We start from the raw sequence: 10,813 nt of genomic DNA, 5'->3' as shown, positions 1-10,813 counted from the left end.
CGCCGCTTTCACGCCGCCGCGGCCGGCCCCTGCCGCTGCTGCTGCCGCCGCGGGCGACGTGGCCGCCGGCGGCGACGCGGCGGCGCTCTGGGATGCCTTCTGCGAAGGCGCCGGCGTGCGGGTGGCGCTGCCGCAGGGCGTCACGCCGGAGCTGCTGCGCAGCGCAGGCGCGTTGCTGCGCGCCGCCATCGACGGCACGCTGCAACTGATCGCGGTGCGCGCGGCGACGCGCCAGGAGCTGCACGCGCAGGTCACGGTCATCCAGGCGCGCAACAACAATCCGCTGAAGTTCTCGCCCGACGCGCAGTCGGCGCTGGAGCAACTGCTGCTGCCGCCGCTGCGCGGCTTCCTCGCCGGCCCTGCCGCCGTCACCGAGGCCATGGACGACCTGGTCGGCCACGCCATCGGCACCATGGCCGGCACGCGCGCCGCCCTCGAGGGCGTGCTGGCGCGCTTCGCGCCCCGACCGTTGGAAGACAAACTCGCCGGCGGGACGGTGATCGACAGCGTGCTGCCCATGGCGCGCAAGGCCAAGCTCTGGGAGCTCTACCTGCAGCACCACCAGGCGATCCGCGACGAGGCCCAGGAGGATTTCCACGCCCTGTTCGGCAAGGCCTTCGTGGAGGCCTACGAACAGCAGCTGCAGCGGCTGCGGCGGGAGCGTCCGCGCGCCTGAGGCCGTCGATGCTCGAGATCGCCCTGGCCAGCCGCAGCGAATGCGGCCAGCGTTCCAGCAACGAGGACCGCGTCGGCGTGTCGATGGAGGGGCCGCGCTGGCTCGCGGTCCTGGCCGACGGCGCCGGCGGCCACAGTGGCGGCGCCGAGGCCGCGCGGCGCGCCGTGGAGCACCTCCAGTGCGCGTTGCGCGGCGCCAGCGCGCGCTTCGATGCCGACGCGCTCACGCGCGCGGTGCTCGCCACCCACCGCCACGTGCTGGACGCGCGACAGACGGGCGCCGGGCCGCGCGGCATGCACACCACGCTGGTGGTGCTGTGGATTGATGCCGACGCGGGCCGGGCCTTGTGGAGCCACGTGGGCGACTCGCGCCTGTACGTCGTGCGGCGCGGCGCGCTGCGCCAGCTCACCAGCGACGACAGCGTGGTGCAGCGCATGGTGGACGCCGGCCTGCTCACGGCGCAGCAGGCGCTGGTGCATCCGTTCAAGAACCAGCTCGTCTCCGCGCTCGGCATCGACGGCGAGATCGAGCCGCACACCCCGCGCGCCGCCGTGCGGCTGGAGCCGGGCGACGCCTTCCTCCTGTGCAGCGACGGCTGGTGGGGCGCGCTGAACGAGGCGGCGATCCTGGGCAGCCTGGCCGACGCGGACAGCCCGGACGAATGGCTCACGGCGATGCAGGGCGCGATCGAGGCGCAGCGCCACCCGCGGCAGGACAACTTCAGCGCGGTCGCGGCGTGGGTGGGGCTGGAGGCGGCGTAATCGCCGCCGCCACATCCTCATTCGGCACGGAACAGTCCCAGGCCCCAGCTCGCCACCTTGTAGTCCGCCCCGTGCACGCGGCCGCTTCCGGTCGCGATGCACATGCGTCGGGCGAGCACGTCGGCGCGGAACTGCGGCCGGCTCACCGCCTGCGCGATCGCCTGGGCCAGCAGCGGCAGCCGGTCGCCTTCGGTGGCGCCGGCGGGGAAGTCGGCGGCGGCCTGGAAGACCTCCGGCCTGACGCTGCCGCTTTGCACGTGCGTGTCGAAACACAGGGCGATCCCGCGCTCCGTGTGCAGCCCCAGCCGCTGGGCGGAGCGCAGGGCGGGCTCGAAGTATTTTTCGCGCGCCGCATCGATCTGCACCTGCTGCGTGACGGGCAGCGCGCCCAGGCGGGCGAACACCTGCACCCAGGGGGGCGGCAGGCGGGCCTTGCTGGTGCCGAGGCTGATGCCGTCGGCCCAGGCGATCTGCTCGCGCTGCTTCTTCGCCAGCACGCTGCGCCATTCGGGCGCCAGCGCGCCGAAGGCCGCGTCCACGGTGCCGGGCGCGCGGCGGTCGATTTCCTGCATCACGCGCTGCAGCTCGCCGCCCGCCAGGGTGAAGCCGATGATCCCCCAGGTGATGCCGGCGCCGTCGAAGTTGCCCTGCGCGAGGCCGAAGCCGTGACCCTCGAAGTCCGCCGTGAGCTGCAGCGCGCGCTCGAAGAGCGAGGGCAGCGGCGCGTCCAGCGCGGCATTCCAGGTGCGGGCATCGATTTCGCCGCTGGCGGTGAAGCCGCGCGCCTCCTGCAAGCCGCGCACCGCCGTGGCGGTCTTCTCGCCGAAGTCGCCATCGACGAATTTCACCAGCACCGGCGGCGCGAAGCCCTGCTGCTGCAATGCCTGCTGCAGCCGGATGACGATCTCGCCCCGGCAACCCTTGGAGAAGTAGCTGCGTTCCATGGCACCTCCTTGCGAACCCTCAGGCTAGGACCGGCGCGCGGCGGCGTCGGTGCGATTTCGTACTTGCGGCGACGGGCCGAGACCGGGAGCGTGCTGGGGTTGCGCTGCGCTCCACCGCCAGTCTGCGGGAAGCGTGCGGCACCCGGGCATGACAGCGGTCAAGGTCCCGCCAGAAGGGCCGCGAAGGCGGGGCCGTCGGGCAGCCCGCGCAGGATGGCGAGCGTATCGCCGCTGCCTTCCGGCGTCACGCGCCACCAGAGGGTGCAACCGTCGAGGCGCTCGGCGAATTCCTGCACGGCGATCGCATTCAGCCAGTGCGACAGCGGTGCGGCGCGGCCGAGCCGGTGCGTCGTGCCCGTCTCGTGCGCCTGGGTCTGCAGCGTGGCGGGGCGGCCCGCGGTCGGCCATGCGGGCGCGTCCTGCAGCGCCGACTCCAGCGCCTCGACGGAGCCGCCGATGTCGTCGAGCGTGCGCATCGCCGCCTGCCCTAGATGCTCGAACCAGCGCTCCAGGTGGTCCAGCGCGATGCGGTCGCGCGGCGCCTGCTCGCGCGGATGCGCGATCACGAGCGGGTAATAGCGCCCCACGCTGTCGCAGCTGGCCATCAAGAGGCCGAACCACCAGCGCCGGTCCAGCACGCCCGGCGCCCAGCCGAAGCGCAGCAGGGGCGCGTGCAGGTACACGTCGAGCCAGCGCTCGCCGAGCGCCTCGCGCGCGCCGGGCATGGCGGTCGAGAGCCATTGCTCGCAGGCGCGCAGCCACTCGGGCGGCAGGCGCCGGTGGGCGAAGTCGCCGAGGATGGCGAGCTTGCCGTACCAGCCCGGCACGCCGGCCGCCTCCTGCAGCGGAAGGGGCGCGGACATGGGGGTCAGAGTCCCGCCGGGCAGGCGAACTCGCCCAGCTCGCGCAGGCGGAAGGGATTGCGCACGCTGTTGGCCGTCACCTCGAACACCGCCTTGCGGCCCTCGATGTCGAAGGTGGCGCGGAAGCGCTCGGGCACGCTGCCCGGCTCGATCTTCACCCGGTCGAACAGGCGCAGCAGCGCCCACGGCCCTTCGTACACGGCGCCGAAGGTGCTGCCGGTGGAGGGCGGGTTGACCTGCACGCGCACCTGCATGCTGCCGCGCGGGCCGGGCCATTGCACGGAGGTGGGGATCTGCGGGCCGTGGTCGTACTGCACCACCTGGCCGTCGATGTCGAGGATGAACTGGCGCAGGCTGGCGTCCATCTCCACCGGCTTGAACTGCAGCTTCAGCGACGGCGTGTTGCCGGCCGGGAAGAAGGTCTCGCGGATCGCCTGCGCGCGCTGGAACTGCGGCAACGTGCCGTGGTCCACCCCGAGCGGCACGCCCTCGACGGTGCGGAATTTCCAGGGCCGCGCGCTGGTGTCCACGTAGGGCGCGAGCTTCTGCTGGAACAGCTGGTCGATCTTGCCGCCGGGGCCGAACAGCAGCGCGAAGTCGGCCTGCGTGGCGTCGCGCGCCGAGGCGCGGTCCAGCGGATAGCGGCCGGCCACCGCCTGCTGGCAGAACTCGCCGACCTGGGCACGCACTTCCTGCGCCAGGTTCTGTCGCACCAGCAGTTGCGCCACCTGGCCGCTGTTGTGCGAGAGGTTGTCCAGCATCGAGCGCACCGGCTCCGGCATCCGCGCCGCTTCCGACTTGAGCCGGTTCGGCAGCGGCGAGGGCGGCGGCGCCGCCCCGCCCTTGACGGCGCTGTCCACCGCATTGAGCAGCACGTTGACTTCCGCGAGCAGCGCCAGTGCCTCGTCCATCGGCGCCTTGCCGCCTTCGGGCGCGGTGACGAACTGGCGCAGCCCGGCGAAGCGGTCGTCGACCAGCGACTCGATGCGCGGGCCGCCTTCGCCGGGCTTGCGCTGGGCCAGCAGGTCCGACAGCGCCTTGCGGCCCTTCTTCAAGGCATTGCTGGCGCTGTCCGCGCTCTTCTCGATCGCGTTGCGCCCGTTGGTGGCCAGCAGGGTGGTCTCGCGCGACATGGCCTTCATCAGCGGCGGCAGCGGGCTGTCGGCCGCGGACAGCAGGCGCGCCGTCTGGATCGCCTGCGGCAGGCCGGCCATCGGCTGCAGGCGCACGTCGGCGATGAAGGCCTGCCACACGGTGGCGTACTCGGTGAGGTAGATGCGCCGCACGTCGTCCAGCAACCGGTCGTCCGCGATCACGGCGGCGGCAGGGTCCTGCGTCGTCGTGGCGACGCCGAGCACCCAGCCCTGTTCGTCGGCGAGCTGCCGCGCCACGCGCGCCACTTCCTTCTGGAAGCCGCGGTGGTAGCCGTCGTAGGTGAAGAGGCCCGGCACGCCCTTGGTGAGGGGGGCGCCGCTCGCGCGCTGGAACACCAGGGCGGCGTTGCTGCCCGCCGCGCGCGCCACGGTGAATTCGGGGAAGTCGCTGCCCAGCCCGCGCTGGCGCATGCGCTGGTAGATGCGCTGCGGCAGGGGCGTGCCGGCCAGCCGGTTGCGGTGGAACTCCACCAGCGTGCGGTCCTCCGGCAGCGGCGAGACCGCCGGCCCTTGCGCCAGCAGCGCGTCGAGGTGCGCGCTCAGTTCGGCCCGCTGGTCGGCGTCCAGCGAGCGGCCGAACTGCGCATCCCAGTCGGCCTCGATGTAGGCCTTGAGCGCCTCGGCGTCGAAGTGCTGCACGTCGTGCAGCATCAGGTAGGCCTTGAGCGCCTCGTACTGGCTGTCCGGCGCAGCGCCGGCCAGGCGCAGCTGCTCCTCCACCCGCAGGCCGATGCGGGGCAGCACCGCGTCCACCAGCATGCGTTCGTAAGCGCGGTGCGCCGCGCCATCGAGCTTGCGGCTCTGCGAGAGGCCGCTGCCCTGCGTCCACGGCAGCTGCTCCGGCGGGCCGGCCAGGCTGCGGGTGGCGGCCAGTGCCGGCAGCAGCGGCTGCAGGTCGGGCGTGGCGCGGTTGGGCGTTTCCTGCACCAGCTGGCGCACGCGCTCGGCGCGGCCCGCCACCAGGTCGACGTAGCGGCGGTTGTTGACGTAGCTGAGGGTCCAGGCGGACAGCGCGCCGACGGTGACCAGTCCGATCGCGGCATAGGCGCCGGCGGCGAGCCAGCGCCGCCGCCGCTCCCATTGCAGGTTGGTGCCGGCCACGCCCTGTTCGGCGAACACCACCTCGCCCATGAGGCGATGCAGGAAGTAGCTCTTGCCGCTCGCCCGGTTGGGCGCGATCACCGCGCGTTCGAGCTGGTAGCTGCGCGCGATGGAGCCCAGCACGCGGTCGATCGGCGTGCCCTCCTGGGTGCCGCTGATGAAGTAGAAGCCGCGCAGCAGGGTCTCGGGGTCATAGGCCGAGGGCGCGAAGGCCGTCTCCAGGAACTCCTGCAGCGCGCCGCGCAGGGCGGCGAACTGGCCGGGGAAGCCGTAGATGCGGGCGCGCGCCTGCGGGTCACGCTCGCCCTGCAGTCGTTCGATCAGGCCGTCGGAAAGCCTTTGCAGCAGCGCCTCGAACTCGGGGCCGAAGCGCGCCAGCGCCTGCGCCGGGCCCTGCTGCAGCCCGAAGCTCGCGCCCCAGGGCGTGGCCCGCTGCTCCTTGTCGATGGGGGCGAAGTAGTCCATGAAGCCGGCCAGCAGGTCCGACTTGGTCACCAGCACGTAGACGGGAAAGCGGATGGCCAGGTGCTCGTGCAGCTCGTTGAGGCGTTCGCGCACCGTCGCGGCGTAGTGTGCCCGCGCGGCGGCGTCGCGCGTCAGCAGGTCGCTGGCCGACACCGTGACCAGCACGCCATTGAGCGGCTGGCGCGGCCGCGCGCGCCGCAGCAGCGCGAGGAAGCCGGCCCAGGTGCTGCGGTCGTTCTCGCGGTCGCTGTCCTGCGTGACGAAGCGGCCGGCCGTGTCGATCAGCACCGCCTGGTCGGTGAACCACCAGTCGCAGTTGCGCGTGCCGCCCACGCCGCGCAGCGCCTGCTCGCCGGCGCTGCCGGCCAGCGGGAAGTTGAGGCCGCAGTTGCGCAGGGCGGTGGTCTTGCCCGAGCCGGGCGCGCCGATGATCAGGTACCAGGGCAGCTCGTACAGGTAGCGGCCGCCGAGCCGCGCCGACCAGCCCGAGAGCAGCCCGCGCGGGCCGAAGCGCGCCCGCTGCAGCGATTGCAGGGCCTGCTCGAAGCGTTGCCGCACGGCCTGCAGGTCGGCGCTTTCGGGGGCGGCGCGTTCCGCCGCTGGAGCGGCAATGAGCTGGTTCACCACCGCGGCGTTGCCGCGTCCGGCGCGCCAGCGCTTCCACGCCATCGTCAGCACCAGCAGCGCGGCGAGCGTGGCGATGGTGATCCAGCGCGCCGATTCGGTTTCCAGCGGGCGCTTCTCCGCGATCGCCACCAGCGGACCGACGATCCAGATCGCCACGCCGAGCGCGAGCAGGACCAGCGCCAGCAGCAGCCAGCGGTTGAACACCAGTCCGAGCAGCGTCCTGATCATCGCGTCGTCCGGATGGGTGCGGCGGCGTCACGCCCGACCACCAGCGTGATCTCGACGCGGCGGTTCAGCGCGCGGTTGCCGGGGGTGTCGTTGGCCACCAGCGGTTCGGCGTCGGCACGCCCTTCGGCGCGGATGCGCTCGGGGGCCACCTTGCGGGCCACCAGCAGCTCGCGCACGCTGCGGGCCCGCTCCTCCGACAAATGCCAGTTGGAGGGGAAGCGCGCCGAGCGCGCGATCGGCTGGTTGTCGGTGTGGCCGGTGACCAGCACGCTGCCGCTCACCTGCGCCAGCGCGTCGGCGATGCGGCCCATGAGCGCCTCGCGCCCGGGCAGCAGCGTGGCGCTGCCCGGCGCGAAGGCGCCGTCGCCGCGCAGCGTGACGACGCTGCGATCGACCTCGTCGCGCACCGCGACCAGTCCCGCCTTGATGTCCGACTGCAGGAACTGCGCGAGCCGGGGCTTGGCGGCGGGCAGGGGCGCGGCCACGACCGGCGGCGTGAGGCGCAGGCCCTGGATGCGGCCGAACACCGGATCGGAGCGGTTGCCGAGCGAGACGGCGAAGGCGAAGTAGGCCGCGACCAGCAGCAGCACGGCGCCGGCGGCCGTGCCGGCCAGCGGCAGCCAGTTCCAGGCCGTGCCGCGGCGCACGGCCTGGCCCTGCCAGTGCTGCGCCAGCGCACGCGGGAACTCGCCGCGCTCCCTGCGCAGGATCTGGGCCAGCTTGTCGCGCACCGCCTCGAGCTGCGCGCGCCCGTTGGGAAGCACGCGGTAGCGGCCCTCGAAACCGAGCGTGATCGCGGCGTAGATCAGCTCCAGCAGGTCGCGGTGGGCCTCGGGTTTCTCGGCCAGCCGCGCCATGAGCTGGAACACCTTCTCTCCGCCCTCCGTCTCGTTGTGGAACATGGCCAGCAGGCTGTGCTGCGCCCACACGCCCCCGCCGCCCCAGGGGGTGGCGGCCGCGGCCTCGTCGATCATGGTGCAGAGCACGTAGCGCGCGGCCATCACGCGCTCGGGCGCGATGCCCTGGGTGGCGGCGCGGGCGGCGAAGTCGCGCAGGCCCTGGGCCAACGCGTTGCGCAGCGCCGCCACGTCCTCCACCTGCCGCGTGGCGCGCAGTTGCGGCACGGCGAGCAGCAGACGGTTGGCCAGGGCCAGCAGGGGGTTCAGGCCGTGCTCCGCCGGCGCCTCGTCGGGTACGGCGGCCGCGGGGGCGGAAGGCGGCGCGGCACCGGGCTGGCCGCCGGGCGTGGGCTTGACGAAGGTGCGGTCCTGCTCGCCGAGGTCGGCGAAGGGATCGCGGATGGCGAAGCTGTCCATGGCGCGGCCTGGCTGCGCTCAGGAGCGGATCGCCCACAGCTCGAGATCGAGCCCGGGGAAGTCGCCGGCCACGTGCATGGCGAGGCTGCCGCCGCGTTCGACCTGCTTCCACAGCTCGCCGCCGCGATCGACCTCGAAGTAGTGGAAGCCGGCGTGGAAGGGCAGCTGGCGCGGCGCCGTCGGCAGCGAGCGCAGCGCGAGGCCCGGCAGGGCGAGGTTGACGAGATCGCGCAGGCGCTCCGGCGGCCCCAGCTTGGACTGCGCGGGAAAGCGCGTGCGCAACTGCTCCGCCGGCATCTGCGCGTTGGCGGCCAGCACCAGGAGGGCGCTGCGCGCCAGCTCCGGATCGGGGAACACCGCCATGCGCACGCCGTGGTTGCGCTCGGCCAGCTCGATCTGCACGGCATTGCGCTCCAGCACCGTCGAGAGCATGCGCCGCAGGTCCGCGATCACCGGCGTGAACGTGCCTTGCAGGTCGTCGTGGCGGTACAGCGGGTGTTCGGCCGGGCAGCGCCCCTCGCCGAAGGTGGAGAGCTCGCCGGCCAGCTCCAGGCAGGCCAGGTAGAGGGCGAGCGGTGCCGTGGTCGGCGCCAGCGCGTGCTGCCGGAACACCGGCTCGGCGCGGTTCAAGGCCTGCAGCATCAGGAAGTCCGCCATCTCCGAGACGCCGTGGCTCAATTGCCCCATGCGAGCGGCCAGCGCGCGCGCCCGCTGTCGGATCAGCCCGTGCAGCAGCGAGGCCTGGGCCGAGAGCTGCTGGCTGGCGTCGATGCGGGTCTGCGGCGCGATGTAGCCGCGGTCGATCACGACCTGGTCGTCGCTGCGGCGCTCGACCACGCGCGCCACGCCCAGCACGGCGTGCGCGTCGCTGGCGTCGCGGGCACGCAGCAGGCGCAGCTCCAGCGCGCCGGTCTGCACCGGCTCGGGCTCGTCGGCGGCGTTGGTGTGGTCGCGCAGCTCCTCGTTCACGGCGCGCCAGCGGCACAGGTCGGGCGCGGCGCCGTCATCCCAGCGCACCTGCGTGACGCCTTCGCGCGCCAGCGGCACGGCCAGCAGCACCAGCTCGCCCTTCATGTCGGCCGGCACTTCCAGCGGCAGCGGCGGCGCGTCGTGCTGCGGCACCGAGAAGGGCGTGCCATCGGGCAGGATCCCGCTCGCGCGGCTCAGGCCCACCCGGCCCACCGCCAGCAGGCCCTCGTCGAGCGCGAGCTCGAAGAAGCCCCAGGCGTGGGCGCCAGTCGCGCGCAGCCGCATGCCGGCCTCGTATTCCACGTGCCGCGCTTCCTGCTGGAAGTGGTGCGGCAGCAGGAACATGCCTTGCGACCAGAGGACGCGGCTGTGCAGGCTCATGACCCGCCCCCGGCGAGCACCGCTTCCACCGAGAGCCGGTCGGCCTTGATCACCACGTTGTGCATCTTGCCGGGCTGCACGGCGACGATGCTGCGCCAGCGGGCGTGCTCCACGTCGCGGAAGGCGGCGACCACGCCCAGGAAGCGCGTGTCCGGCGCCAGCGTGCGGGCGAACTTGCGCGTTTCCCCCGGGGCAAGCGTGAACTCCTCCTTCGCCACCAGGTCGGCGCCGAGCTCCGCCTTGTCGCGCTGGTACAGCGACATGAAGTCGGCGGCGTTGAAGGCGGCGGCGGTCTTGAGTTCGTACACGCGCAGCAGCACGGGGGAAGGGCGCTCGCTGCTGCTGGGATTGACGGTGGCGGAGGCCTGGAGGGTGGCGGCGAGCTGGGTCGGCTTGGGCGCGCTCGCGCAGCCGGCGAGCGCGAGCGCCGCGGCCGCGGCGGCGAGTTGCAGGGCGAGGGTCTTCACGATGCCGTTCTCCCGTCTCGTTGCGGGCAGGATAGTCACGGCCCGCACGCGCGCCTCGTGACTTAGGTAATCGGCCGAGCAACGGGCGGCCGCTGCAAGCTCGTGCACGCCGAGCGGCCTACACTGGGTCATGGCTTCGATCCGATGGCTCCCCTGGCTCTGCACGGCGCTCGCCTGCGTGCCGCTCACGGCTGCCGCCCAGGACGCGGACGCGCCGCTGGCCGCCTGCGTGGCCTCGCTGCGCAAGGAACTGCCGACGCACCGCGGCGTCTCGGCGCAGACTTTCGACACCTACACCGCCGCGGCGCAGGACCTGCGCGGCGTGATCGCCGACGCCACCCGCGCGCAACCCGAATTCAAGATCCCGATCTGGGACTACCTGGCGCGGCGCGTCGACGCGCAGCGCATCGCCGACGGCAGGGCGCTGCTGCAGCAGGAGACCGCGGCACTGGAAGGCATCGCGCAGCGCCACGGCGTGGAGCCGGCGGTGGCCGTGGCGGTATTCGGCATCGAGACCGACTACGGGCGCGTGTCCGGCCGCTACCCGGTGATCGACGCGACGCTCAGCCGCGCCTGCCTGAACCTGTCCAGCCGCGAGCGCAAGAAGCACTTCTTCGACGCCTTGTGGCTGCTGGAGGAGGGTGTGGTGCAGCCGGAGGACTTCAACGGCTCCTGGGCCGGGGCCTTCGGCATGACGCAGTTCATGCCCGGCACGTTCCGCCAGTACATGGCCGATGGCGACGGCTCCGGCCGCTCGGACATCGTGCACAGCGTGCCCGACGCGCTGGCGACCACGGCGCGCTACCTGGCCGGCATGGGCTGGAAGCAGGGCCAGCGCTGGGGCGTGGAAGTGCGCGTGCC

At 73.1% G+C, this 10,813-nt stretch carries 9 protein-coding genes; 3 read left to right on the top strand and 6 right to left on the bottom strand.

The window, feature by feature from the left end; genetic code table 11:
• Both tagH and VFM98_RS01525 read left to right on the top strand, forming a co-directional pair.
• The coding region (gene tagH / locus VFM98_RS01530; protein WP_325108125.1) for a type VI secretion system-associated FHA domain protein TagH at positions 1-676 on the top strand (676 nt) is incomplete at its 5' end.
• A gap of 8 nt (positions 677-684) precedes the next feature.
• Positions 685-1,437 carry a PP2C family protein-serine/threonine phosphatase gene (locus tag VFM98_RS01525; protein WP_325108124.1) on the top strand — a complete coding sequence of 251 codons (753 nt, stop codon included), beginning with the start codon at positions 685-687 and terminating at the stop codon, positions 1,435-1,437.
• Between the two features lie 17 nt (positions 1,438-1,454).
• Here VFM98_RS01525 and VFM98_RS01520 read toward each other — a convergent pair whose 3' ends face one another.
• From VFM98_RS01520 to tssJ, 6 genes are all read right to left on the bottom strand, one after another.
• Entirely contained in the window at positions 1,455-2,381 is a 927-nt protein-coding gene (locus tag VFM98_RS01520; RefSeq protein ID WP_325108123.1) for a peptidoglycan-binding protein, read from the bottom strand.
• A 158-nt stretch (positions 2,382-2,539) separates the two neighbouring features.
• Complete coding sequence (gene tagF / locus VFM98_RS01515; protein WP_325108122.1) at positions 2,540-3,244, bottom strand: type VI secretion system-associated protein TagF; 705 nt, start codon at positions 3,242-3,244, stop codon at positions 2,540-2,542.
• A gap of 5 nt (positions 3,245-3,249) precedes the next feature.
• The gene (gene tssM / locus VFM98_RS01510; RefSeq protein WP_325108121.1) at positions 3,250-6,819 is read right to left on the bottom strand and encodes a type VI secretion system membrane subunit TssM; all 3,570 of its coding nucleotides are present in this window, start codon (positions 6,817-6,819) and stop codon (positions 3,250-3,252) included.
• Positions 6,816-8,135, bottom strand: a complete 1,320-nt coding sequence (locus VFM98_RS01505) for a DotU family type VI secretion system protein (RefSeq protein WP_325108120.1) — start codon at positions 8,133-8,135, stop codon at positions 6,816-6,818. The genes tssM and VFM98_RS01505 overlap by 4 nt, the downstream gene beginning before the upstream one ends.
• Positions 8,136-8,153: 18 nt before the next feature.
• Entirely contained in the window at positions 8,154-9,485 is a 1,332-nt protein-coding gene (tssK, locus tag VFM98_RS01500) for a type VI secretion system baseplate subunit TssK (RefSeq protein ID WP_325108119.1), read from the bottom strand.
• On the bottom strand, positions 9,482-10,084 hold the full coding sequence (gene tssJ / locus VFM98_RS01495) for a type VI secretion system lipoprotein TssJ (protein WP_325108118.1): 603 nt from the start codon (positions 10,082-10,084) through the stop codon (positions 9,482-9,484). Before tssJ ends, tssK begins: the two co-directional genes overlap by 4 nt.
• Here tssJ and VFM98_RS01490 point away from each other — a divergent pair.
• Positions 10,083-10,813 (top strand): lytic murein transglycosylase (locus tag VFM98_RS01490; protein WP_325108117.1); only part of this gene is annotated, 731 nt, incomplete at its 3' end. The two genes, tssJ and VFM98_RS01490, sit on opposite strands and share 2 nt — an antisense overlap.

This window comes from Ramlibacter sp. (genome assembly GCF_035706265.1).
Lineage (GTDB): Bacteria > Pseudomonadota > Gammaproteobacteria > Burkholderiales > Burkholderiaceae_C > Ramlibacter.
Note: the sequence above shows the minus strand (reverse complement) of the source record. Positions and strands in the feature narration are given on the sequence as shown.

What these genes read in the sequence shown, in the direction of transcription:
- VFM98_RS01520 (WP_325108123.1), bottom strand. Translation starts at nt 2,381, where the DNA reads ATGGAACGCAGCTACTTCTCCAAGGGTTGCCGGGGCGAGATCGTCATC.
- tagF (WP_325108122.1), bottom strand. Translation starts at nt 3,244, where the DNA reads ATGTCCGCGCCCCTTCCGCTGCAGGAGGCGGCCGGCGTGCCGGGCTGG.
- tssJ (WP_325108118.1), bottom strand. Translation starts at nt 10,084, where the DNA reads ATGACCCAGTGTAGGCCGCTCGGCGTGCACGAGCTTGCAGCGGCCGCC.
- VFM98_RS01525 (WP_325108124.1), top strand. Translation starts at nt 685, where the DNA reads ATGCTCGAGATCGCCCTGGCCAGCCGCAGCGAATGCGGCCAGCGTTCC.
- VFM98_RS01505 (WP_325108120.1), bottom strand. Translation starts at nt 8,135, where the DNA reads ATGGACAGCTTCGCCATCCGCGATCCCTTCGCCGACCTCGGCGAGCAG.
- tssM (WP_325108121.1), bottom strand. Translation starts at nt 6,819, where the DNA reads ATGATCAGGACGCTGCTCGGACTGGTGTTCAACCGCTGGCTGCTGCTG.
- tssK (WP_325108119.1), bottom strand. Translation starts at nt 9,485, where the DNA reads ATGAGCCTGCACAGCCGCGTCCTCTGGTCGCAAGGCATGTTCCTGCTG.